The organism is Desulfocucumis palustris, assembly GCF_002933875.1.
GTDB lineage: Bacteria > Bacillota > Desulfotomaculia > Desulfotomaculales > Desulfocucumaceae > Desulfocucumis > Desulfocucumis palustris.
Genome location: NZ_BFAV01000172.1, coordinates 80183 through 103777 on the forward strand (window position 1 = coordinate 80183; position 23595 = coordinate 103777).

The 23595-nt window shown below is 52.7% G+C and carries 21 protein-coding genes; 2 read left to right on the forward strand and 19 right to left on the reverse strand.

The features are described from left to right. Positions 1 to 196 precede the first annotated feature (196 nt). From DCCM_RS17150 to ftsE, 3 genes are all read right to left on the reverse strand, one after another. Entirely contained in the window at positions 197 to 1333 is a 1137-nt protein-coding gene (locus DCCM_RS17150) for a murein hydrolase activator EnvC family protein (RefSeq protein ID WP_104373608.1), read from the reverse strand. 78 nt (positions 1334 to 1411) lie between these two features. Next, positions 1412 to 2299, reverse strand: coding sequence for a permease-like cell division protein FtsX (gene ftsX / locus DCCM_RS17155; RefSeq protein ID WP_104373609.1), 888 nt, complete (start codon positions 2297 to 2299; stop codon positions 1412 to 1414). Then, on the reverse strand, positions 2289 to 2975 hold the full coding sequence (gene ftsE / locus DCCM_RS17160) for a cell division ATP-binding protein FtsE (protein ID WP_104373610.1): 687 nt from the start codon (positions 2973 to 2975) through the stop codon (positions 2289 to 2291). Before ftsE ends, ftsX begins: the two co-directional genes overlap by 11 nt. Before the next feature lie 206 nt (positions 2976 to 3181). Here ftsE and DCCM_RS17165 point away from each other — a divergent pair, with 206 nt between their 5' ends. Further along, positions 3182 to 5419, forward strand: a complete 2238-nt coding sequence (locus tag DCCM_RS17165; protein WP_104373611.1) for an S-layer homology domain-containing protein — start codon at positions 3182 to 3184, stop codon at positions 5417 to 5419. Positions 5420 to 5600: 181 nt separating this feature from the next. Here DCCM_RS17165 and DCCM_RS17170 read toward each other — a convergent pair whose 3' ends face one another. The 12 genes from DCCM_RS17170 to DCCM_RS17225 all read right to left on the reverse strand — a co-directional run bounded on the left by DCCM_RS17170 (position 5601) and on the right by DCCM_RS17225 (position 18920). Next, positions 5601 to 6542, reverse strand: coding sequence for a transketolase family protein (locus DCCM_RS17170; RefSeq protein ID WP_104373612.1), 942 nt, complete (start codon positions 6540 to 6542; stop codon positions 5601 to 5603). A 142-nt stretch (positions 6543 to 6684) separates the two neighbouring features. Continuing rightward, positions 6685 to 7503: a transketolase gene (locus DCCM_RS17175; protein ID WP_104373613.1), complete on the reverse strand. Its 819-nt coding sequence runs from the start codon at positions 7501 to 7503 to the stop codon at positions 6685 to 6687. A 64-nt stretch (positions 7504 to 7567) separates the two neighbouring features. Further along, complete coding sequence (locus tag DCCM_RS17180; protein ID WP_104373614.1) at positions 7568 to 8419, reverse strand: YitT family protein; 852 nt, start codon at positions 8417 to 8419, stop codon at positions 7568 to 7570. Between the two features lie 245 nt (positions 8420 to 8664). Continuing rightward, positions 8665 to 9775 (reverse strand): peptide chain release factor 2 gene (prfB, locus tag DCCM_RS17185; protein WP_104373615.1). Its coding sequence is split into 2 segments (ribosomal slippage): positions 8665 to 9705 and positions 9707 to 9775, totalling 1110 coding nucleotides; the frame shifts between segments, so codons are not numbered across the junction. Between the two features lie 140 nt (positions 9776 to 9915). After that, a complete protein-coding gene (secA, locus tag DCCM_RS17190) occupies positions 9916 to 12549 on the reverse strand; it encodes a preprotein translocase subunit SecA (protein WP_104373616.1) in 2634 nt (877 codons plus the stop codon). A 254-nt stretch (positions 12550 to 12803) separates the two neighbouring features. Then, positions 12804 to 13328, reverse strand: coding sequence for a ribosome hibernation-promoting factor, HPF/YfiA family (gene hpf, locus DCCM_RS17195; RefSeq protein WP_104373617.1), 525 nt, complete (start codon positions 13326 to 13328; stop codon positions 12804 to 12806). 181 nt (positions 13329 to 13509) lie between these two features. Further along, positions 13510 to 13707 (reverse strand): cold shock domain-containing protein, encoded by a 198-nt coding sequence (locus DCCM_RS17200; protein ID WP_104373618.1) that lies wholly within the window; start codon positions 13705 to 13707, stop codon positions 13510 to 13512. A gap of 301 nt (positions 13708 to 14008) precedes the next feature. Then, positions 14009 to 14737 carry a ComFC family protein gene (locus DCCM_RS17205; protein ID WP_128739184.1) on the reverse strand — a complete coding sequence of 243 codons (729 nt, stop codon included), beginning with the start codon at positions 14735 to 14737 and terminating at the stop codon, positions 14009 to 14011. Between the two features lie 150 nt (positions 14738 to 14887). Then, the gene (locus DCCM_RS17210) at positions 14888 to 16582 is read right to left on the reverse strand and encodes a GGDEF domain-containing protein (RefSeq protein WP_104373620.1); all 1695 of its coding nucleotides are present in this window, start codon (positions 16580 to 16582) and stop codon (positions 14888 to 14890) included. A gap of 55 nt (positions 16583 to 16637) precedes the next feature. Beyond that, positions 16638 to 17051: a hypothetical protein gene (locus tag DCCM_RS17215; RefSeq protein ID WP_104373621.1), complete on the reverse strand. Its 414-nt coding sequence runs from the start codon at positions 17049 to 17051 to the stop codon at positions 16638 to 16640. 160 nt (positions 17052 to 17211) lie between these two features. Further along, on the reverse strand, positions 17212 to 18402 hold the full coding sequence (metK, locus tag DCCM_RS17220) for a methionine adenosyltransferase (protein WP_104373622.1): 1191 nt from the start codon (positions 18400 to 18402) through the stop codon (positions 17212 to 17214). Between the two features lie 254 nt (positions 18403 to 18656). Further along, the gene (locus DCCM_RS17225) at positions 18657 to 18920 is read right to left on the reverse strand and encodes a YlmC/YmxH family sporulation protein (RefSeq protein ID WP_104373623.1); all 264 of its coding nucleotides are present in this window, start codon (positions 18918 to 18920) and stop codon (positions 18657 to 18659) included. Between the two features lie 123 nt (positions 18921 to 19043). On the opposite strand from DCCM_RS17225, the gene DCCM_RS19560 reads away from it, so the two are divergent. After that, complete coding sequence (locus DCCM_RS19560) at positions 19044 to 19178, forward strand: hypothetical protein (RefSeq protein ID WP_269433767.1); 135 nt, start codon at positions 19044 to 19046, stop codon at positions 19176 to 19178. A gap of 6 nt (positions 19179 to 19184) precedes the next feature. On the opposite strand, the gene DCCM_RS17230 is transcribed toward DCCM_RS19560, so the two are convergent. The 4 genes from DCCM_RS17230 to fabZ form a co-directional block, all read right to left on the reverse strand. Further along, positions 19185 to 20090 carry an NAD-dependent epimerase/dehydratase family protein gene (locus DCCM_RS17230; protein WP_307718826.1) on the reverse strand — a complete coding sequence of 302 codons (906 nt, stop codon included), beginning with the start codon at positions 20088 to 20090 and terminating at the stop codon, positions 19185 to 19187. Positions 20091 to 20157: 67 nt separating this feature from the next. Further along, entirely contained in the window at positions 20158 to 21060 is a 903-nt protein-coding gene (gene galU, locus DCCM_RS17235) for a UTP--glucose-1-phosphate uridylyltransferase GalU (protein WP_104373625.1), read from the reverse strand. A gap of 465 nt (positions 21061 to 21525) precedes the next feature. After that, positions 21526 to 22605 (reverse strand): MraY family glycosyltransferase, encoded by a 1080-nt coding sequence (locus tag DCCM_RS17245; protein ID WP_104373627.1) that lies wholly within the window; start codon positions 22603 to 22605, stop codon positions 21526 to 21528. 229 nt (positions 22606 to 22834) lie between these two features. Further along, a complete protein-coding gene (gene fabZ / locus DCCM_RS17250) occupies positions 22835 to 23260 on the reverse strand; it encodes a 3-hydroxyacyl-ACP dehydratase FabZ (protein ID WP_104373628.1) in 426 nt (141 codons plus the stop codon). Between the last annotated feature and the right edge of the window lie 335 nt (positions 23261 to 23595).

Below are 23595 nucleotides of genomic sequence, written 5' to 3' on the forward strand. Positions count from 1 at the left end.
AATGGCAACTCCGGCACCCTGGGGACATTCCTTCACGAAACCAGCAAAATTAAGGGATACCTGGTTTTTTGCGAAACCTGTTATAAATAAGGCTTTTGATAAACATAAGAAGGTGTGTCCCCATATCTTATTATACTACACCAGGCAGAGGTTAATTACAACAATATGGAAGCGCCCCTGTGGCCGGGTTTGAAACTTACAGGTACCCGGTGGGATTCACCGCGGTGCCGCTTTTATACACTCCGAAATGCAGGTGCGGGCCGGTGGACATCCCTGTGGTGTCCACTTTGCCGATGGCCTGGCCCTTCACTACCTCCTGGCCCTTGGAAACCGATTGGGACATCAGGTGGGCGTAAAGGGTTGTCAGCCCGGCGCCGTGATCTATAATAATCACCTTGCCGTAACCGCTCATGGTGCCCACATTTATCACCGTGCCGTTCTGGGCGGCCACCACCTTGGTGCCGTTGGGCGCGGGGATATCTATACCCTCGTGCTTGCGGACGTATTTTAATATCGGGTGCATCCTGCTGCCGAAGGGCGAGGAAATACCGGTATGCCCCGGCACCGGCCAGGTAAAAGCCCCGGTGCCCTTGGCGGGGGTGTTCTTCTGCTCCCTATTTACAATCTCCCGGATTATAGCCTGCTCCTTGGCCTCCAGCGCGTCGGCCTCCTGCTCAAAACGGTCCAGGTCATTTTTGGCCTGGCCCAAAAGCTGTCTTTTTTCCGCCTGTTTGGCCTCCAGCTCATCCTTAGCTTTTTGCTGCTGGACGATCAGGGAGGAAATCAGCTGCATACTCTTCTCATAGCGGTTTTTTTCCTCTTCCACCCGCTTCTTTTCCTCGTTCACCTTTTTAACTATTCCGGCGTCCCGGTTTACCACCCTTTTCAATAAATCAAGCCTGTTGACAAAATCCCCGAAGTCGTTGGAATCCAGCAATATCTCCAGGTAGCTCACATTCCCGGCCAGGTACATTCCCCGCACCCGCTGATTTAAAACTTCTTTGCTTTCCTCCAGTTTTTCCCGGGCTTCCTTTAGATTATCCTCCGCCTGCCTCAGCCCGGTCTGGGCCGCCCGCAGATTGCCGTTCAACTGGTCAATCTGCTTTTCCCTGGCATAAATGGAGTCATTCAGGGTTTCCACCTGGGAGGCATAACTGCGAACCTCTTTTTTGGAATTATTTATTTCCTGCTGCTTTTGTTTAAGCTTGTTCCTGGTGTCCTGAAGGGTCTGCTCCAGGCTGGCGCCTCCGGCAACCCCCGTCCAAAGGGCCGTCACTGCGAATACCCCGGTTAAAAGCAAGGCAATTTTCCTGCGAAAACCGCTGTCGTTCAAGGGTAACCCCTCCGTATCTACTTATGGTACATTCCCTCCCCCGCATGTTTCACAGGAAGGAATTCCGGTAACACCATATCACACCTGAATATATTTCCTCACGGAAAACGCGCTTCCCAGCGCCCCCACAACAATTCCAATACCCATCAGCCCGCCGGTCACGGTCAACAATATCTGGCGGTCGGTTACCAGGGTTACGAAGGGAAGGACTTCATCCAGCCGGTTGACCAGCGACACATACCCCAGGTAAACCACTGAGGACGCTATGGCGGCCCCAACAAAGCCCAGAATCATCCCCTCCAGCAGAAAGGGAAAGCGCACGAACCAGTTGGTGGCCCCCAGGAATTTCATAATGCCGATTTCCCTGCGCCGGGCGAAAAGGGAAAGGCGAATGGTGGTGGATATCAGCAGCAGCGCCGCCACGCCCAAAATCACCATCAAGCCGCCACCGGCCAGGCGGACCCATTTAATCACCGCCAGCAGTTTCTCCACTATGCCCCGGCCGTAATTAACCTGGTCAACTTTTTCCAGCTTTTCCATTTGCGAAGCCAGGGCAGGGACGTCATTGGCCTTTTCGGCCTTGATTTTAAAGGCGTCGGGCAGGGGGTTGTCCTCTTCCAGCCCCTCCAGTATATCCTTGCGGTCCCCCAGATTTTCCCTCATTTCCTCCAGGGCCTCGTCCCTGGAGACAAATTCCACCGTGGCCACCCCGGGGGTTTTTTTCAATTCCTTTTCCATATCCCTGATTTCTTCCCTGGTGGCTCCATTTTCCAGAAAAACCCTTATTTCAACCCCTGATTCCAGGCTTTTGGTAAAAGCCTGGGCATTCATCACCAGCAGCACGGATATGCCCAATATCAACAAGGAAATTGTAACAGTCCCCACCGAGGCCAGGGAGAGCCAGCCGTTGCGGAAAATGGATAAAAAAGCCTCCCGCCAGTAATACCCCAGTGTGTTAAGACTCATTGCTGTAGACCCCGCCTTCCTCGTCCCGGGTAATCCGCCCCGCTGTCATGGAGAGAACCCTTTTTTTCATGGTATCAACAATTTCCCTGGCGTGGGTGGCCATCACTATGGTGGTTCCCTTGCTGTTTATTTCATTGAAAAGATTCATCAGCTCCCAGGAAGTGTCAGGGTCAAGATTGCCCGTGGGCTCGTCGGCAATAATCATCACGGGATTGTTTACTATGGCCCTGGCTATGCACACCCTCTGCTGCTCCCCGCCGGAAAGCTGGGCCGGCATCATCCCGGTCTTCTCCTCCAGACCCACCTGGGCCAGCACCTCGGGAACCCTGTTTCTGATGGCCCGTTTGCCCGCCCCCACCACCTGCATGGCAAAGGCCACGTTCTCATAAGCCGTTTTTTGGGGCAGCAGCCGGAAGTCCTGAAAAACCATGCCTATTTTCCTGCGCAAATGCGGTATTTCCCGCCCCTTTAACCTGGCTATGTTTTTGCCGCTAAAAAGGGCCTGTCCCCGGGAGGGCAGTTCTTCCCGGAAAACTATTTTAATCAGGCTGGATTTTCCAGCCCCGCTGGGTCCCACCAGAAATACAAATTCCCCTTTACGCACATGCAGGGTTACATCGTTTAAAGCCTTAACCCCGTTGCTGTATATTTTTGAAACATTATAAAGTTGGATCATTTTACACCTCTTGTTATGCCTGCTTTACTCCGCACTCCGAAGCATTTCGACATTTACGGCAAAAAGTCCTTTCCAAAAAGTTAATAGAAAAGGGAATTTAACCTAAATTGACGAACTAAAAATTAATACAAAAAGAAAATCGAAGCTGGAACTTTTTGGGGGTTACCATCGTCAATAATTAAATAGAAACATAAGGAGGGTGTTAATTGATTAAAAAATATATTACCGCCGGGATTTCCGCTGCGTTTGCGGTATCCGTGATTATGACCCCGCTGAGTGCCGGGGCCGCCGTTACACCGGGCAAAACATACAATGACACCACGGGGCACTGGGCCCTGCAGGTGGTGGAAAAGGCTTCAGCCATAGGGTTGATGTCGGGGTATCCGGGGGGTTACTTCAAACCGGAAGGCCAGATGAGCCGCCTGGAAGCCATTTCAGTGATCATCAGGGCCATGGGCCTGGAAGACCAGGCGCTGCAAACAAAAGCCCAGGGCAGCGGAATTACCATGCCCCCGGGGATGACCTGGGGCGAGGGCTATCTGGTGCTGGCCGCCCAGAAAGGACTTTTAAGCAAGGAGTACGTGCCTTCGCTGAAATACCGGGATGCCATCACCCGGGCGGAAGTGGCCACCCTGGTGGCGGTGGCCCTGAATATTAAAGGCGACCCCGCAAAATTAACCTATTCGGACAACAATTCCATACTGGAGCTGTATAAACCTTACGTGGCGGCCGTAACGGAAAAAAATATAATGACCGGTCTGGGCGGCAACCAGTTCGGCCCCAACCAGGTTATGAAGAGGGGGCAGATGGCGGCCCTGATGGCCAAGCTGGCCCAGGACGGCTGGTTTAAATTTGGAGCCGACCGGCTGATTGGCGGGACAGTGGTAAGCTTCGACGCCGCCACCGGACTGCTGGTGTTCAAAAAAGCCGACGGCACCGTATTGCAAAAAACTCTCTCCGAAAAGCCGGCTTTGTTCAAAAATAGCTCCGCCGCCACCCTGGAGGACATAAAATACGGAACCCCCATTGTGGTGGCCCTGAAGGGCAGCGAGGCAATTCAATACCTGGAGGTATCCTCCGCCGCCCCGCCGGCCACCAGCCCGGTATTTGACACAACGGTAACGGGCAGGGTAACATCCACACCCGGGGCGGCCGGCACCAGCATCACCATTGCCGACGGAAAAAACAGCGGCAAAAATTATACACTGGCCCCGAACCTGGTGGTTAAGGACAGCACCGACACCTCCTCCCTTTCGGCGGTAACCGCGGGCAAGTACATAACAGCCCAGATAAATAGCAGCCAGGTATCGTACATCCAGATACTGCCCACGGTTTCCAACCAGGGAACCGTGCAGACAATAAGCTCCGGCTCATTGAAAATTTCCACCGGCAGCGGCAGCTACACCTACACCCTGAAGAGCGGCGAAACCATTGTCAGCGGGGCCGCTCCGAAGACCGGCGACACGGTAAAGGTAATATCATACCAGGGCAAGGCGCTGGAAATAATTATCAATTCATCGGCGGCCAGAGTGGAAGGCGTTATAACGGAACTGGACACCGACTCCTCCCCGGGAATCACCCTGGAGGATGAGGACGGCGGCGAGAAAACCTTTGATATTACCGACGATACGGCAATGACCAGGGATGGCGACGATATCGATCTGGAAGATATAATGATCGGAGCCGAAGCCAGAATCAGATATATTGCTAAGGAAGCCATTGAAATTGAAATAACCGAGGACGAGAACATCACGGTTGAAGGCGAAGTGGTAAAAGTCGATGAATCCAACGAGAGGATAACCATCGAGCAGGACAGCGGAAACCAATTCCGCCTGGATGTGGACAGAAACTGCTCCTATAGAAACAGCGCCAACTCCACCAGCGTCAGTGATTTGGGAGATATAAGAAAGGGCTGGACCGTGGAAATCACCCTGGATGACTCCGAGGCCACCAGGATCAAAGTGGTGGACGACGACGGAAATTCCGACGACGAAGTAGAAGGTACCGTAACCAACCTTAAGCTGGGCTCCAGCACAAAGATCACCGTTAAAGTCAACGGCAGCACTAAAACCTATAAAATTACCGATGACACAGACATTACAAAAGATGGGGACGACATAGACGAAGACGAAATAATGATCGGTGCTGAAGTGAGGATTGAACTGGACGACGATGAGGCCACAGAAATTGAAGTTACCAACGACACCGACGACATTACCGTGGAAGGAACAATATACAGCATAGATGAGAATAATGACCGCATCACCATTAAACAGTCCAACGGCGCAAAATTCAGACTGGATGTCGACAGAAAATGCAGCTTTAAAGATACGGTGGACACCAAAAACAAGCTGGATGAACTGGATGATCTGGAGACCGGCTGGGAGGTGAAGCTTACTCTGGAAGACGGGGAAATAACCACATTGAAAGTTACCGATAAATAGCCCCGTGCCATAACCAAAGCCCCCCCCCCGGTAACAAGGGGCTGTTGCAAATTGCATTTGGAAACAAATAGGCGCCTGGGAACTCAAAAAATTTAAGGGTTCTCGGACGCCTTTTTTACCTGAAACTTATTTTTTTACATTTGTCAAACAACCTGGTGCTCAACCTGGAAGCTTTCAGTTACTATTTCTTCAACTTTAACACCGCTTTAACCGCGCCGGCAATTCCCGCCGGGGTCAGGTTAAACTTCTCCAGCAGCGCCTTGGGGTCTCCGGATTCCCCGAACACATCCGGCAGGCCTACCCGCTTAATGGGGACGGGACAATTCTCACCCAGCACCTCGGCTACAGCCCCGCCCAGGCCGCCTATAATGCTGTGCTCCTCGGCGGTTACCACCGCCCCGGTTTCCTTTGCCGCCTTAACCAGAGCCTCAACGTCAATAGGCTTGATGGTGTGGACGTTCAGCACCCTGGCGTTTATGCCTTCCGCGGCCAGGTTTTGCGCCGCCTCCAACGCCGCGGCCACCATTATTCCGGCAGCCACCACGGTAACATCGCCGCCATCCCGCATCTGCACCGCCCGGCCGGGTTCAAACACAAAATCCTCCCCGTGCAGGTCCGGCACCCCGGAGCGGCCCAGGCGAATATACACGGGGCCGTTTATTTTTACCGCGGCCCTTACCGCGCCGGCTGTTTCCGCCGCATCGGCGGGCACGAACAAGGTCATGTTGGGAAGGCTGCGCATTATGGCGATATCCTCCACGGACTGGTGGGAACCTCCGTCCTCCCCCACGGTGACCCCGGCGTGAGTGGCGGCAATTTTAACATTAAGTTTTGTGTAGGCAATTGAATTTCTTATTTGCTCGAAGGCCCTTCCCGCCGCGAAAACGGCAAAGGAACTGGCGAAGGGTATTTTCCCCGCCGCGGCCAGGCCTGCGGCGGTGCCCATCATATTCTGCTCGGCCACACCCATGTTGAACAGCCTCTCCGGAAAAACCTTCCCGAAGTCCGCGGTTTTAGTGGACTTGGTGAGGTCGGCGTCCAGCGCCACTATCCGGCTGTCTTCCCTGCCAATTTCCGCCAGGGCTTTTCCATAAGCCTCCCTGGTAGCTATTAATTTTCCCATGTATATTACGAGTCAAGCAACGATCCTCAAGTCAGGGGTGAGTCACAGGAACCGTCCCCTTGACTCACTCCTGACCCTTTGACTTAACCCCGGAACCGTTACCTGACTCAACACCTGCCTTTCTTCATCAATTTAATAAAGACTATGCCAATTCCTCCAGCGCCCTTTTCAGTTCCTCGGGCTTGGGGGCAACCCCGTGCCAGCCGGCCTGGTTTTCCATGAAGGACACACCTTTGCCCTTTACGGTTTCCGCTATGATCATCTGCGGCTTGCCTTTTACCTCCCCGGCCTTTGCCACCGCGGCCAGTATCTCTTTGATGCTGTGACCGTTGATTACCTGTACGTCCCAGCCGAAGGCCCGCCATTTGTCCGGCAGCGGTTCGGGACACATAACGTCCTCAATACACCCGTCAATCTGCAGGCGGTTGTGATCCAGAAAAGCCGTTACATTGTCCAGCTTGTAGTGGGCCGCGGCCATGGCCGCCTCCCAGACTTGTCCCTCCTGGGATTCCCCGTCCCCAAGCAAAACATACAGCCTGTAATCCCTGCCGTCCAGCCTGGCCGCCAGGGCCATGCCGTTGGCAGCCGAGAGCCCCTGTCCCAGTGACCCGGTGGACATTTCCACCCCGGGAAGTTTCTTCATGTCGGGGTGCCCCTGCAACGGGCTGCCAAGCTTGCGCAGGGAGAGCAAATCCTCCTCGGGGAAATAGCCCCTCCCGGCCAGTGCGGCATACAGCACCGGCGCCGCGTGCCCCTTGGAAAGCACGAAACGGTCCCGGTCCGGCCAGCCGGGCTTTGCCGGATCTATGCGCATTACATTGTAATACAGGGCGGTAACTATGTCCGCCGCGGAGAGGGAACCCCCGGGGTGCCCGGAGCCAGCCGCCGCCACCATCTCAACAATCTTCCTTCTGATGTGCTTCGCTTTTGATTCCAGTTCCTCCACAGTGTAGGGTTGCATTTTACTTCCTCCCAGTTTTTATTTATTAATTTACAGCTTTTTCAATGTGTTTTTCAACACTCTCCTAGCGCGGCGTTTTAACCAGGGGCTTAAAACCCTCCCCCAGCACCTGGTGCACGTCGGCCAATATGACAAAAGCCTTGGGGTCCAGCCGGTAAACCAGATCTTTCAGCAATGTAACCTGGGACCGGTTGACCACCACAAGCAAAACATCCTTTTCGTCGCCGGTATACATCCCTCGCCCCTTTAGGGCCGTGGCGCCCCGGTCCAGCTGTTGCAGCACCGACTGGCCTATGGCGTCGGATCTGTCGGAAATGATAAAAAAGGCCTTGGCGTAGCTCATACCCTCCTGCACCAGGTCAATTAGCCAGGACGTTACAAAAATGGTTATCAGGGCATACATGGCCAGCTCCCAGGAATTGAAAGCAATCCCCGCGGCCAGCACCACCATGGCGTCCACCATGAATAACAACTGTCCCACATTGGCGCCGGTATATGTGCGCAAAATGGCCGCCGCAAGATCCGTCCCCCCGGTTGTTCCCCGGAAACGAAAGGTGAGTCCCAGTCCAAGACCTGTCAGCACCCCGCCGAAAACGCTGGCCAGCATCGGCTCCCTGGTGAGAACAGGCAGGTGGGAAGAAAGAATATCCACCAGGATGGACAGGCTGATGGTACCGTACAGGGAGCGAAAACCGAACTTAAGTCCCAGCCTGTATATACCCATTAAAAAAAGCGGTACGTTCAGCGCCAGCATGGTCATACCCACCGGCGCCCCGGCCACGTAATGGAGCACCGTGGCGATGCCGCTTACCCCGCCGGCGGCAATTTTATTGGGAATTAAAAACATGTCCAATCCCAGGGCGGTAAGGATGACCCCCGCGCTGACCCCGATAAACTCAAAAACAATGCCCAGCATATTATTCCATACCCCATGTTTTTTCAACTATATAATAACCAGGGCGGAGAAAAATATGAAAAAGTTGGCACAACATTTAAATATTCTGTATTCAGCAAAATTATCCTCTAATTTTGTCGGTAATTACCTTTGGCATTTTGCCTGACGATATTCCTTAAAAGGCGAAAAAAACAGGCTGCTTTTACCTATAAAAAGCCGCCTGTTCCTTTTTTACCCGGTCAGCAGTCTGTAAGACCCCGTCCGGCTTACTTATATTTACCCCTGGCTGTTTCCCTGAGATAGGCCGAGATGAACTGGTCGATGTCCCCGTCCATTACCCCGTTTACATTTCCCATTTCCACCCCGGTGCGATGGTCCTTCACCAGGCTATAGGGGTGAAAAACATAAGATCGTATCTGGCTGCCCCAGGCGATATCCATCTGCTCCCCCCGCATGGCAGCCAACTCCTCTTCTTTTTTCTTCATTTCCCGATCCAGCAGCCTGGCCTTTAACAGTTTCATAGCCGTATTCCTGTTCGATATTTGGGACCGTTCACTCTGGCACTGAACCACTATTCCCGTGGGCAGGTGGGTAATGCGAACGGCGGAGTCGGTTTTGTTGACATGTTGACCGCCTGCCCCGCCGGAGCGATAGGTGTCAATTTTTAGATCTTCCGGATCGATATCCACGTCAATATTGTCCTGCACCTCGGGCAGCACATCCACCGAGGCAAAGGAGGTGTGCCTTCTGCCGGCGGCGTCGAAGGGGGATATCCGCACCAGCCTGTGCACCCCCTTTTCCGGGCGCAGGTAACCAAAGGCATTAGGCCCGCTGACAATCAGTGTGGCGCTTTTAACACCGGCCTCGTCCCCGGGCAGCAAATCCGCCATGGTCGTTTTGTAGCCATGGTCCTCCGCCCACCGGGTATACATCCTGAGCAGCATTTCCACCCAATCCTGGGCTTCGGTGCCCCCCGCCCCGGCATGCAGTGCAAGAATGGCGTTGCCCCGGTCATAGGGCCCGCTGAGCAGCACCTGCAATTCCATATCTTCCAGCCGTTTTTTGAATTCCCGAATGTCTTTAAGCAAGTCCTCGGCCAGGGATTGGTCGTCCTCCTCCTCCCCCAATTCCAGCATAACCTGTAAATCTTCAAAGGCGGCATATAAGGAGGTGAAGGAGGCCACCCTTTCTTTAAGGGCCGACAAACTCTGGGTGACCTGCTGCGATTTTTCCTGGTCATCCCAAAATACCGGAGCCATCATGGCTTGCTCAAGGTTTTTTATTTCATCTTCCTTTTTAGCGATGTCAAAGAGAAACCCTCAAATCTTCAACTCTTTTACCCAGGGTTTCAATTTCCTTGTCCAGTTCGGCAAACATTTAAATCACTCCTAACAAGGTATGGGGACTCATCTTCTCTGATTATTTTTACTCTTTACCTTTTAACAAGTCAAGATGGGAAAGTTAAATCCTTTATAATTAATATTCGTGAAGGAATGTCCCCAATTTATGCAAATTAATTACTGGGGGGTGCCGCAGCACTTTTTGTACTTCTTTCCGCTGCCGCAGGGGCAGGGGTCGTTACGGCCCACCTTGCTTTCGTTCTTTACCGGCTTTTTCGGGCCTTCCTCGGCGTAACGGTTTTCCACCGTTTTGCGCTGCTGGGCCGGCTTGGCCTCCCGCACCAGATTAACCCGGAAAAGATAACGCACCGTGTCTTCCTGAATGGTGGAAATCATATTCTGAAACATCTCATAGCTCTCGAATTTATACTCGATAAGCGGATCCTTCTGTCCGTAAGCCCTTAAGCCTATGCCTTCCCGGAGCTGATCCATGGTGTCCAGGTGATCCATCCACTTCTCGTCCACGATCCGGAGCATCAGTACCCGCTCCAGCTCCCGCATGTTTTCCGGCCCCAGTTCTTCCTCCCTGGCGTCGTATGCGGCCAGGGAGGCATTGGTTAATAATTCCTTTATATCGTCCCGGCCGGTTTCCTCCAGTTCGGAGGCCTGCAATTGGTGATTCGGCAGAAAAATCTGTTCGGCGTGATTCAACAGCCCTTCCAGGTCCCATTCCTCCTGGTGAACCCCGTCCGGACAGTAGGTGTCCACAGACCGGGATACCGAATCCTCGATCATTTGCCTGATTACATCTTTTAGATTCTCCCCGGTCAGCACCTGGCGGCGCTGGCGGTAAATCAGCTCCCGCTGCTGGTTCATCACGTCGTCATATTGAAGCACGTGTTTACGGATGTCAAAGTTGCGGTTTTCCACCCTTTTCTGGGCTGTTTCAATGGATTTGCTGATAAGGCCGTGCTCAATGGGCATGTCTTCCTCTATGCCCAGTCTCTCCATCAGCCCGGCGATATTGTCCGAGCCGAAGAGTCTCATCAGATCATCCTCCAGGGAGCTGTAAAACTGGCTGGAGCCCGGGTCACCCTGACGTCCCGAGCGGCCCCGCAGCTGGTTGTCTATGCGCCTGCTCTCGTGGCGCTCGGTGCCTATTATATGCAGGCCTCCCTGCCCGCCCACATTATTGCGTTCCTCTCCGGTGGCATTTCTGTATTTTTCCAGAAGAGACCGCTCCGTCGCTTCCAGCTCCGTATCCCCGGCCGCTTCTAAATCCAGTTTGCGCAGCTCCGCCTGGGAAAGGAATTCGGGATTGCCTCCCAGCAGTATGTCGGTACCCCGGCCGGCCATGTTGGTGGCGATGGTGACCGCCCCCAAACGCCCCGCCTGGGCGATAATCTCGGCTTCCTTGTCATGATACTTGGCGTTGAGCACCTGATGGGAAATGCCCTGGCGCTTCAACATGGAACTGAGCACTTCCGATTTCTCGATGGAAATGGTGCCCACCAGAACCGGCTGCCCGGTGGCGTGACGCTGCTGGATCTCATCCACCACGGCCCGGAATTTGGCAGCCTCGGTTTTGTAGACCACGTCGGGCATATCCTTGCGGACCATGGGTTTATGGGTGGGAATGACCACCACGTCAAGGTTGTATATTTTCCTGAATTCGTCTTCCTCCGTCGCCGCCGTGCCGGTCATGCCGGCCAGCTTTTCGTACATACGGAAATAATTCTGGAAGGTAATGGTGGCCAGGGTCTGGGACTCTCTTTCAATGCGCACCCCTTCCTTGGCCTCAATGGACTGATGCAGGCCGTCGCTGTACCGCCGTCCGAACATCAGCCTGCCGGTGAATTCGTCGACTATTATTACCTGGCCGTCCTTTACAACATAATCCCGGTCCCTTTTCATAAGGGCATGGGCTTTAAGGGCCTGGTTCATGTGGTGGGTCAGCTCTATGTTGGTGTCGTCATAGAGGTTTTCAACCCCCAGCATTTTTTCCACCTTGGCCACGCCCTCCTCGGTAATGGCCACAGTGTGAGCCTTTTCATCCACCGTATAGTCCACTTCCCCGGACAACCTTGGGATGACCTTGGCAAAGGTATAGTACAAATCCGTGGCTTTGTCCGCCTGCCCGGAAATAATAAGCGGCGTCCTGGCCTCGTCCACCAGAATGCTGTCCACCTCGTCCACGATGGCGTAATGCAGCTCCCGCTGCACCAGCTGGTCCGGATGGGTGGCCATATTGTCCCGGAGGTAGTCGAAACCAAATTCGTTGTTGGTGCCGTAAGTAACGTCGCTCCAGTAAGAGTTGCGCCTCTCATCCCACTCCAGGCCATGGACGATGAGTCCCACCGACAGTCCCAGAAATCTGTATATCTGACCCATCCAGTCGCTGTCCCGGCGGGCCAGATAGTCGTTTACCGTAATGACGTGCACTCCCCGGCCGGTGAGCGCGTTAAGATAAACCGGAAGGGTAGCCACCAGGGTCTTACCTTCACCGGTTTTCATCTCGGCGATACGTCCCTGGTGCAGCACAATACCTCCCATCAGCTGCACATCGAAATGGCGCATGCCCAGCACTCTTTTGCTGGCCTCCCGGACCACCGCGAAGGCCTCCGGCAATATATCGTCGGTGCCGGCTCCATTATCAAGCTTATCCTTTAAATATGCGGTTTTTGCCCGCAGGTCGGCATCGGACAGCGGCGTCACGGAACTCTCCAGTCCGTTGATTTCGTCCACCACCCGTTGCATCTTCTTCACTATCCGAGCATTATCATCCAGCAGGTTGCGCAGAAAACCAAGCAATTCCATCACCTCCAAGTATATAAGGAAAGGGGGCGTATCTTCCCGGCTGCCTGAAGTTCATCAATCCCGTACAATTCCGGGAAGGTATGTCCACCCAATAATATCATTCATAATAATGAAAAGGGGGCCTCGCTCCCCCTGTATCCTAAAAAATTACATCAAAATTGTAACACTAAGCCCCGAATGTTGCAAGAGGCACAATTAAAGGCCCCCGAAACCGCAGCAGCGGTCCGGGGGCCGCACCCCTTCATTCGCTAAAATGTCGGCTCAATCAATCCGTAATTTCCGTCTTTACGTTTATATACCACATTAACCTGTTCGGTATCGGCATTTGAAAACACAAAGAAGCTATGGCCCAGCAGGTTCATCTGCAGCACCGCCTCCTCCACGGCCATGGGTTTGAAAGCAAACTTTTTGGTCCGCACCACTTCCGGACCGTCGCTATCGTCACCTGCCAATACAGGGGGCCTGTGCTCTCCGGTGGGTTTGCCAACCCGCCTTAGTATGCGGCCCTTGTACCTTTCCACCTGTTTTTCCAGTTTTTCTACAACCTGGTCAATGGATGCGTACATATCGCCTGTGGATTCCTCGCCCCTTAGAATCATGCCATTAATGGGAATGGTAACTTCGATGCGGTGGGTTTCCTTTTCCACACTCATGGTTACCTGCGCCTCGCCAAGATTTTCCATGTACTTGTCCAACTTACCCAGACGCTTTTCCACATAATCTTTTAGAGCGACGGTAACCTCCATGTTTCTCCCCCGTACCTGTACCTTCATGGGGCAACAACTCCTTTCGGGTCCTAGTATATATACCACTACATCCTCCGGGCTGGAGGAAAGGCAATCAGAATATAACCAATAGTATGTGAAAAAAATTCAAAGTGCATAACACAAGGGAAGTATGCCTCTTACCTTAATAAAAAACCCCAGCCTTTTTACAGACTGGGGTTGATTGGCCTTATAACTTTGTCACATTGGAAGCCTGAGGACCTCTGGCACCATCGACTATATCGAATTCAACCCTCTGTCCTTCATTTAAGGTTTTAAAGCCGTCATCCTGGATAGCAGAGAAGTGCACGAATACGTCCCCGCCGTCCTCCCTTTCAATAAATCCATAACCCTTTTCAGCACTAAACCATTTTACCTTGCCTTGCATTAACTACATTCCTCCTAATCTTTATCCCGGCTTATGAAGCCGTACACGTATGGTAGCACAATAAAATTAACGTGTCAAGTCTTTCCATGAATACCTGTACATAGTCAATACGACAGCATATAACGGTAATCCGGCATGTCGAAAAATACCTGTTGAAACCCCGCTTGTGGAGCAATTTGCTGTGGGTAATGTGGATAAGTCTGTTAATAACCGCCCCCGCAAGGTTTCATTTTGTGGGTAATCAAATTGAATGTAAAATTTTTGTCACAAATATGATAAAGTTGTGTGAAATTGTGAAAAATCAAACCAGGGTCCTGCCCGCCGCGGCTGCCAGACCCAGCACCAGTGAAGCGCCGCCTTGGGACAAAGCCGCGGCCACAGCTTCCATGGTGGCCGCCGTTGTCACAACGTCATCCACCAGCAGGATAACCTTGCCCCTTACCCCGGTTTTATCCGTGACCTCAAAGGTGCCCCTGAGGTTGTTTAACCTCTGCGCCCTGTCTAGCCCGGTCTGGGCCGGTGTTTCCCTTATCTTTTGAACCGGACGGATAATTGGCAGCCCAAGGCCGCAAGCAACTTCCCCGGCCAGCAGTTCCGCCTGGTTAAAGCCCCTGTCCCGCTGGCGACCCGGCCACATGGGCACGGGAACCACGGCGCCGGCCCGGTTGTACCGGGAGTCATTACCGGCGGCGGCAATCATGTAAAGGGCCAGGTTCCGGGCCAGCCACCTTTTATTTTGATATTTTATTTTACGTACCGCTTCCTTTATGATCCCCTCGTATGGCCCCGCCGCCCTTACCAGCTTAAAGGGCCTGGAGGACTCCCGGCAGTCCCTGCAAAGGGTGTCTCCCCCGCCGTTAAAAAACCTGCCGCAGATTAAACAGTGAGGTTCCTTCAAATAGGACCTCATCCGCCGGTGACAGGCCCCGCACACCTTCCCTTCCGGACTGCGGCAGCCGCAAAAGGGGCATACCTCCCGGGGAGGAAAAATCAAATCAAGTAAGTCCAGCGCCAGTCTTTTTAACAGCACTTTCAAGCCACCACCTTTGGCAGCAGGCCTGCCCGGCCAAATATCCGGGGATCGGACTAAAACCGTTTAGCTTGAGAGATGAGAGCCGGAAGTAAGAAATGAGAAGTGGGGATACAGAGATACTCACTTCCAACCTCTCACCTTCCGATTTTACAGCTGGGAGGCGCACACTACCCTGTCCTTGCCCGTGCGTTTGGCCCTGTGAAGGCTTTTTTCACATAATTCCAGCAGTTTATCGGTGTTGTCTCCGTCCCCGGGGAAAACCGCCACCCCGCAGCTTATCCGTATATTCCCAGGCAAACCCTCCGGGAGACGGCTTTCGCCCACCGCCTGCCTGATATCCTCCGCCAGGACAAAGGCCTCTTCCTCATTCATTCCGGGCAGCAGCAGAATAAATTGGTCGCCGCCATAACGGCCCGCCTGGCTTCCCTCCGGTTTCATTTCGTGAATGACGCGGGCGACTTTCTGCAGCACCCAGTCCCCGGCCCTGTAGCCGTAGCGTCTGTTCAGCTGATCCATGTAATCCACACCGGTAATAACCAGCGCCCCGGTTTCCGGTTTGCCGGGCTCATCCCCGAAATAATCCAGACACAGTTGATAAAAACAACCGCGGTTGTATAAACCGGTCTGGGTGTCTATTTTTTCAAGATAATCGATCCTTCTCTCCAGCAGGCTGTTATTGAGGGCAACGGAGAGAACCCCCACAATTACCGCCAGGGTTTGGAGATGATGCTCCCCGTAGGCCATGGGCCTTTTTTCCCCCAGAACCAGCAGCCCAACCACGCTCCCTTCGGCCGTCAGCGGCACCAGAACCATTGAGCGGTACACCTGGGGCATCCCGGGGTCTCCCTTAACCCTGAAATCCGCCCTTGAATCGTATATTATTTCCGGCTCCCTGTTGGTCACCACGAAACCGAAAAAGCTTTCGCCGGCATATACCACGGTTTTTTTCATTTGCTTGGAGAACTGGCCGTAAACGGCCTCCGCCTTGTATACTCCGGGATTATCCGACTGCAGATAGACCACCCCGCAGTGAAAGGACATCGCCCTTCTGGCCTCCTGCAAAAGCAGCCCGGGTATTTCCTTCGCCACCAGCTTGCCGCCGAGCCTCCTGGATATTTCATACATGGCCCGCAATTCCCGGTTTGCCAGCTCCACATGGACATACATGCGCAGCACAAACTGCACCACCAACAGCGGTACAAAGAGCAGCACCGCGGTGGCCATTCCCATCCGGAAATACAGCAAAGCCATAATTATCCCGAAGGGCGCGGTTATTAAATAAGTAAGCCCGTCCCAGCGAAGGGCGTCCTGCCACGGCATGGCCCTCTGCCTGGGCTTCCGGGGGTATGCGTATATATAAACCAGCCCGTGATTGATGACAAAATAAAAAAGCACAAAGGCTGCCATCCCGGCGCCGTACGTCAAATCAAGGCGCTCCTGGGACGAAGCCTGGAGTTTAACCAGGGGCAGGAGGGAGCAAAGGTAGGACGCTCCCATTACCGCCAGCACCTGCTGAGAAGAATTGAACAGGGTGGTGGGCAGCGGATCACCCCGGTTGGCCACCCCCCTGGCAATCAGGTAAGCCAGGGCGCCGATCCAGGCGCAGGTCTCCGGCCCGTAAATAAGCATACAGGCCATCACAATGGAAAATCCCCCGGAAAGCCTTCCCAGGGGAAAGGAGACCACCAGCCATTCGGACAAAATACCCAGCCCGATCATCAGCAGATATTCTGTGATTTTATCCAGGTCAACCGCGGAAAAATAGTAAAAAAGCAACCAATAGCCGGATAATATTACCAGCCAGACATACAATATATGCAAAAAACCCCGTCCGGATTTCATAAAGACTTAAACCTCCCCCAGCCTTAATTTTCGACAAGGGGAGGTTTTTTCCTTTTCAGCATAATTTTCCAGCCAGAGCAAGATTAATTAACTGTTTATTGGAAAACCCCCTGAGATCATAAACAGTCTGGCTACAATCCCGGACGGTTTGCCAGCGCCCGTGGCTATCCACCGGAGGCCCCACACCGCTGCCCGGCGCCGTCAGAGTAATATTTTCCCTGTAACGGCGGTATGTATCAATAATCCTGCCGGTCCGGTCCGGGGAATCGTCCTGCACCTGGAACCGGTAACAGGTGCGGTTTATCCCCGGACAGCGGTAAAGGCTGCGGAGCAAAAATTCCACCGAGCCGTCGTGGCTCCCTAAAATAATTAATACTTTTCTTTTTTCCGGGCAGGCTTCTTCCCGGAAAATACCGGTCACCACCCACAGGAACCAGGTTCCCAGCAAAAGATAAAGCACAGCCAGCATAAAGCAACACCCCCGGTTGCTACCATTGTATGTTTGAAGCAAACCGGAGGTGATTTTTGTTCCGCATCACCTGGCCAGTAATTTTCTTACAGGCGGTGATTCCATATTTTCAATAATTTAGAAATTATTTATGGAATATATGATTCTAAACAATCCCCTCTTACACACCGGATTGTTTTTTTAACAAATCGGCCTTATCCGTTCTTTCCCAGGGCAGGTCCACATCGGTGCGGCCGAAATGGCCGTAGGCGGCGGTGCGTTTATAAATGGGCCGGCGCAAATCCAGCATTTTTATGATGCCGGCGGGCCTTAAATCAAAATTATTGTTAATTAGCCCGACTATCTCTTCCTCCGGCAGTTTTCCGGTGCCGAAGGTCTCCGCCATTACCGACACAGGGCTGGCCACCCCGATGGCGTAGGCCAGCTGGACCTCGCAGCGGTCCGCCAGTCCGGCGGCCACAATATTTTTAGCCACATAACGGGCGGCATAGCTGGCGGAACGGTCCACCTTGGTGGGATCCTTGCCGGAAAATGCCCCGCCGCCGTGACGGGCCATGCCTCCATAGGTGTCTACAATTATTTTGCGCCCGGTGAGCCCCGTATCCCCCTGGGGTCCCCCTATAACAAACCGGCCGGTGGGATTGATGAAAAAGCGGGTGGTGGAATCAAGCAATTCCCTGGGAGCCACCGGTTTTATAACCTTTTCGATGATATCCTCCCGGATGGTTTTTAAATCCACCCTGGAGGAATGCTGGGAGGAAACCACTATTGTGTCCAGCCTCACGGGCCTGTGATCTTCGTACTCCACGGTAACCTGAACCTTGCCGTCCGGCCTTAAGTAGGGCAACTCCCTGGTTTTCCTGACCACGGAAAGCCGGCGCGCCAGCCTGTGGGCCAGGGCTATGGGCAGCGGCATCAGCTCCCTGGTATCGTTGGTGGCATAACCGAACATCATTCCCTGGTCCCCGGCGCCGATGGCCTCTATCTCCTCATCGGTCATCCGGCCCTCTTTGGCCTCCAGCGCTTTATCCACGCCCATGGCGATATCCGGGGACTGCTCGTCAATGGATGTCATTACCGCGCAGGTATCGCAGTCAAAGCCGTATTTGGCCCTGGTGTAACCAATTTCTCTAACCGTCTCCCGGACCACCCGGGGTATGTCAACATAACACTGGGTGGTAATTTCCCCCGCCACCAGCACAAGGCCGGTGGTAACCAGCGTCTCGCAGGCAACCCTGGCATTGGGGTCCTGTCCAATTATCTCATCCAGAATGGAATCGGAAATCTGGTCAGCTATTTTATCGGGGTGCCCCTCCGTCACCGACTCCGAAGTAAACAACCTCCTGGCCATAAAATCCCTCCTTCAATTAAGAAATGGGCCCACACCTTACAGCAAACTTTTACCATAATAATACCCACAAAGGAAAGTCCCCAATTTATGAAAGGGGACTCAATTTCAGGAAAGGTATGTTCCCAATTTAAACAGCCCCTCCCGGGTCTTGCCCGGCATGGGACAAATTCTGGTTTGAATGCCAAAAATATTCTAGCAAATAGGCCTTCTTCTGTCAAATATCATATACCGGCAATGGGATTAAGCCGGGGGCTTTACGGCCCGCCCTGGTAATTTAAATTGTGGAATGTGTCCAGTTCCACCAAAACGGCGTCAACGCCTATTTTTTTAATCTTTTCCCAGGGCACCACCACATCCCTGCCGGCGCTGAGCACCCCGTATTTTTTGGGTCCCTGCAGCACGAAGGCTTTTATGGTGCCTGTGGACGGATCAATGTGCATGTCTTTTATGGCGCCAAGTTTGGCGCCGTCCGTAAGGTTGATTATATCCCTGCGGGTCAGGTCGGTAACTTTCATCATATTCGACTCACCCCTTCAGGCAACATAATATGCGGGGGGTGGAGTTTTGGTTAACGGTTATAATTGCATATTACTGTCAATAATATTAACCAGTTGTAAATTATTTTCAGGGAGTATGGATACATGGAAGCATCCGAAATTAAAAAAATTTTAAACAACCGGAAAAAAATGTACCAGGAATATCTGGCGGAAATCCGTGAAGAAAACAGGTGTCCCGCCGGGGATGTCAAAAAGCAAACCGTAACCGTCAAAAAATAAGCAAAGCTATTTATTCCACAGTTCCATGGTTTCCCTTAAACCCGCCCTCAGATCATAGCCGGGAATCCATTCCAGAATCCTGCCCGCCAGGGAATTGTCCAGGCGGCTGTCCTTTATATCCCCCGGTCTGGGGGGACGATATTCGGGTTTTACATCCCTGCCCCACAGTTGGGCAATCAGAGCGGATAACCTGTTTACCGTGGCTGCCTGCCCGGTGCTTACGTTCATCACCATGCCCCCGCCCCTTTCCGCGGCGGCCAGATTCGCGGCCACCACATCCTTTACATATATGAAATCCCTGGTCTGCTCGCCATCACCGAATATAACGGGGGCCTCCCCTTTCAAAATCCTGTCCAGGAAAATAGCCACCACGCCCCCCTCGCCGCCGGCGTCCTGCCTGGGCCCATAGACATTGGCGTAGCGCAGCACGGTATAGTCCAGCCCGTACAGCGACCTGTACACGGACAGGTAATGCTCGGCCGTGTATTTTGATATTCCGTAACCGGAAAGAAGAGACACGGGATGGTTCTCATCCACCGGAAGGCGGCGGGGAATGCCGTAAACCGCCGCGGAGGAAGCGTACACCACTTTGGCCGCGCCGCTAAGCCTGGCTGACTCCAAAAGATTTATAATTCCGGTAATATTAATCTGCGCGTCCAGGGCCGGGGATTTAATGGAGCGCTGAACATCAGCCTGGGCCGCCTGGTGGAAAATAACCCCGGGCTTTTCCTTTACCACCGCGTCCGTCACAAATTCCGGGTCCCTTATATCCCCCCGGTAAAAATTAACGGGATGTTTTATATTTCCAAGCCTGCCGGTGCTGAGGTCGTCCAGCACCGAAACCTGGTCACCCCGCAGCGCCAGAGCGTCCACAATATGCGACCCGATAAACCCCGCCCCGCCGGTTACCATTACTCTCACGTCAAATACCCCCGGTCAACATGCGTTAAAATGGCGGGCCGTCACAGCCCGCCTTGTTTTAAAGATTATATAACGCATCCGGCTGCCTGGCAATATTTTCACCAACCAGCTCCCTCAGGTATTCCGCAAATTCCCGGGAAAGGTCCGGGCGGTCCAGGGCGAATTCCACCATGGCTTTAAGATAACCCAGCTTGTCTCCCACATCATAGCGACGCCCGTCAAACAACAGGCCGTACATGGGCTCCTGCCGGCAAAGCACCCTCAGCGCGTCGGTAAGCTGTATCTCCCCCCCGGCGCCTGGCTCAATGTTGGACAGTATATCAAATACCGCCGGGGTTATTATGTACCTGCCCATAATGGCCAGCCTGGAGGGGGCTTCCCCCGGAGCCGGCTTCTCCACCAGATCCCTTATTCTATATACGCCCTTATTAATTTCCTCCGCATCCAAAATACCGTATTTGCTTACATCCTCCGGGGGCACCTCCTGCGCCCCTATTACAGAAGCGCCGGTTTCCCCGTACAGATTAATCAGCTGTTGTAGACAAGGGGTATCGCTTTTTACTATATCGTCTCCCAGTAAAACCGCAAAGGGCTCGTTCCCAACGAATTTCCTGGCGCAGTACACCGCATGACCCAGACCCAGTGGCTCTTTCTGGCGCACGTAACAAATGTCCGCCATTTCTCCGATGCCCATGACCAGGTCCAGCAAATCCTCTTTTCCCTTCCTTTTAAGATGTGCTTCCAAACTGGGGAATTTGTCAAAGTGATCTTCAATAGATTTTTTGTGTCTGCCTGTAACAATAAGTATATCTTCTATACCGGAGGCCACCGCTTCTTCGATTATATACTGTATGGTGGGCTTATCCACAATTGGCAACATTTCCTTGGGCTGGGCCTTGGTGGCGGGCAAAAACCGCACTCCCAATCCCGCAGCAGGTATAACAGCCTTTTTAATCCTCATCAGATCACCTCCTGGTAATATTATATATCGGTTTACATAAATAGTAATTAACATATGGGTATTATTTTTTATCATAACCGCGTCGTAATACTTATCATTCAACAGTATTGGATTCAGTTGGAATAATCAAAACGGTCCGCGTTTTTTAAACCGCCAATAGCAAGCCCCCGGGAAAATGCGGCGCCGGCAGCACCGGATTTTCCCGGGGATAAAGGTAAGGAGTGCACCTCCGGGGACACATCCCTAAAAGGAAAGGGGATATACCTCTAAAAAAGGTAAGGGGACACACCTCTATAAAAAGGTAAGGGGACACACCTCTTTCAGAGGAATGTCCCCAACGTATAATGTCCCCAACATATAATGTCTCCAGCGTATAATATTCCAAGCGTATAATGGAGCCAGCGTATATGTCCTCAAATGTATTCAACCAATACCGGCCGGCAAGTCTGTTTTAGCAACGGCCTGTTAGGAGCGTTCTTGGGCTTTTTTGTTGATTGCGGTCTCTTTAGCCGCCCGGTTTCCCAAAACCCCTATTTTATTGGCCCCAATCAGCACCAGGGCTGAAAGCATCAACAGCAGCACCGCCGCCTGGTCCGTGGAGATAATGTTCAACACCACGGCGCTGACACCCATAACCAGGCTTATTCCGTAAATAACCAGAACCGCCTGGGCGTGAGTGAACCCCAGAGCCATAAGCTGGTGGTGCAGGTGCTCCCGGTCCGGCTGGAAAATGGGCTTGTGTTTTTGATAACGCCTTAATATGGCGCAGATTGTATCCAGCAGGGGTATACCCAGTATCACCAGGGGAAGTATTACGGATACCGCGGTAAAGCTTTTGGTCAAACTCACCACGGAAAAAGCCCCCAGGCTGAAACCCAGCAGCATTGAGCCTGAATCTCCCAGGAAAATGGTGGCCGGATGGTAGTTGTGCTTCAAGAAACCCAGTATGGAAGCTGCCAGAATCAGGGGCAGCAGTATACTCTCGCTTTGGCCGGCAAGCCCCAGCACGCTGAACTGGGTCCAGGCCACGGCCGCCATGGTAAGGGCGGCTATTCCCGACACGCCGGCGGCAAGCCCGTCCAGGCCGTCTATAAGGTTTATGGCGTTGGTCACGGCTATCAGCCAGAAAATTGTAACCGGAACAGCCCAAATGCCGAGATTTATTATATCACCGTTAAAGGGGTTGGTAAAAAAATCCACTTTTATGCCAAAGGGAATAACCGCCGCGGCCGCGACAATCTGTCCCGACAGCTTCACCCAGGGGGAGATGCCTTTTATATCGTCGGCTATACCCAGCAAGATAATTATGGTAATGCCGACAAGCAGGCCCGCCGTGAATTTGTTAAAGGGCTGAACCATCAGCATGGCGGGCACAAAGGCCAGATATACCGCCAGTCCGCCCAGCCGGGGCATCAACTTGCTATGCACCTTGCGCTGGTCGGGATGATCCACGGCACCCCAGTCAAAGGCCTTTTTTCTAACCCAGGGGGTAATTAATAAGGCCACAGCAAAAGCCGCCAGAAGGGACATTATGGGATAAAACAACAAATATCCCCGCTTTCATAAAAAGAAATATTCTAAAATCAAAAGAATAGCAGAAAAATAGACAAGACCTATGTTATTTTACCATTCAATTAATTAGAATTACAAACCTCAAAAAAACATCCTTCGACGGCCATAAAAGGACAATGGGACAAGTTATCGCAAAATATCTGTATAATTCGCAGCATTCCGTGTTATTTGAACATTTATATTCAGCAATAACACCGATTATTTATTTATCCGTAACCGCGAATAAAAGCTCCGCCTCGGCAGCCGCCTGGCCCTCCACGGTGGCAACGGCCTTGCCCCTGCCGATGGGGCCGCGCAGTTTAAGTATTTCCACTTCTATCCGCAGCTGATCTCCGGGCAGCACCTGCCTGCGGAACCTGGCTCCGTCAATTCCGGCCATTAGCCCGATTTTGCCCTCCATTCCCGGTGACGACAGCAGGGCCACCGCCCCCACCTGGGCCATGGCCTCAATTATAAGCACCCCCGGCATCACCGGATAATCCGGAAAATGCCCCTGAAAAAAGGGCTCGTTACCGCTTACGTTTTTAATTCCCACCGCCTTTTTGCCGGGCTCCACTTCCAGCATCCTGTCCACCAGCAGAAAAGGGTAACGGTGCGGCAATATTTTTTGTATCTCTTTAAAATCCAAGTATAAACACCTCCATTATGCCATTGGTAAAATTATAGACGCCGTGGAAACTTTTAATTCTTCCCCGCCCCCTTAAAATCCTCCCTTTTAAATCCTTCCCCGGACACATATCCGTTCACATTGACCGGGAGCAAAAAAAATATTATATTTTAGTTGGGGACATTCCCCGCCCCAAAGCCGGGTTTGCATTAGAGGAATGTCCCCTGACATACGTTGGGGACATTCCTCACCCCAAAAGCCGGGCTTTCATTAGAGGTGTGTCCCCTGACATACGTTGGGGACATTCCTCACCCCAAAAGTCGGGCTTTCATTAGAGGTGTGTCCCCTGACATACG

Excerpts from the sequence above, each read along its gene's own strand:
- DCCM_RS17210 (WP_104373620.1), bottom strand. The coding sequence starts at position 16,582 with ATGAAATCCGGACGGGGTTTTTTGCATATATTGTATGTCTGGCTGGTA.
- ftsE (WP_104373610.1), bottom strand. The coding sequence starts at position 2,975 with ATGATCCAACTTTATAATGTTTCAAAAATATACAGCAACGGGGTTAAG.
- DCCM_RS17200 (WP_104373618.1), bottom strand. The coding sequence starts at position 13,707 with ATGCAAGGCAAGGTAAAATGGTTTAGTGCTGAAAAGGGTTATGGATTT.
- galU (WP_104373625.1), bottom strand. The coding sequence starts at position 21,060 with ATGAGGATTAAAAAGGCTGTTATACCTGCTGCGGGATTGGGAGTGCGG.
- hpf (WP_104373617.1), bottom strand. The coding sequence starts at position 13,328 with ATGAAGGTACAGGTACGGGGGAGAAACATGGAGGTTACCGTCGCTCTA.
- DCCM_RS17215 (WP_104373621.1), bottom strand. The coding sequence starts at position 17,051 with ATGCTGGCTGTGCTTTATCTTTTGCTGGGAACCTGGTTCCTGTGGGTG.
- DCCM_RS17170 (WP_104373612.1), bottom strand. The coding sequence starts at position 6,542 with ATGGGAAAATTAATAGCTACCAGGGAGGCTTATGGAAAAGCCCTGGCG.
- ftsX (WP_104373609.1), bottom strand. The coding sequence starts at position 2,299 with ATGAGTCTTAACACACTGGGGTATTACTGGCGGGAGGCTTTTTTATCC.
- DCCM_RS17180 (WP_104373614.1), bottom strand. The coding sequence starts at position 8,419 with ATGCTGGGCATTGTTTTTGAGTTTATCGGGGTCAGCGCGGGGGTCATC.
- DCCM_RS19560 (WP_269433767.1), top strand. The coding sequence starts at position 19,044 with ATGGAAGCATCCGAAATTAAAAAAATTTTAAACAACCGGAAAAAAATG.
- DCCM_RS17230 (WP_307718826.1), bottom strand. The coding sequence starts at position 20,090 with ATGGTAACCGGCGGGGCGGGGTTTATCGGGTCGCATATTGTGGACGCT.
- metK (WP_104373622.1), bottom strand. The coding sequence starts at position 18,402 with ATGGCCAGGAGGTTGTTTACTTCGGAGTCGGTGACGGAGGGGCACCCC.
- DCCM_RS17175 (WP_104373613.1), bottom strand. The coding sequence starts at position 7,503 with ATGCAACCCTACACTGTGGAGGAACTGGAATCAAAAGCGAAGCACATC.
- DCCM_RS17225 (WP_104373623.1), bottom strand. The coding sequence starts at position 18,920 with ATGATGAAAGTTACCGACCTGACCCGCAGGGATATAATCAACCTTACG.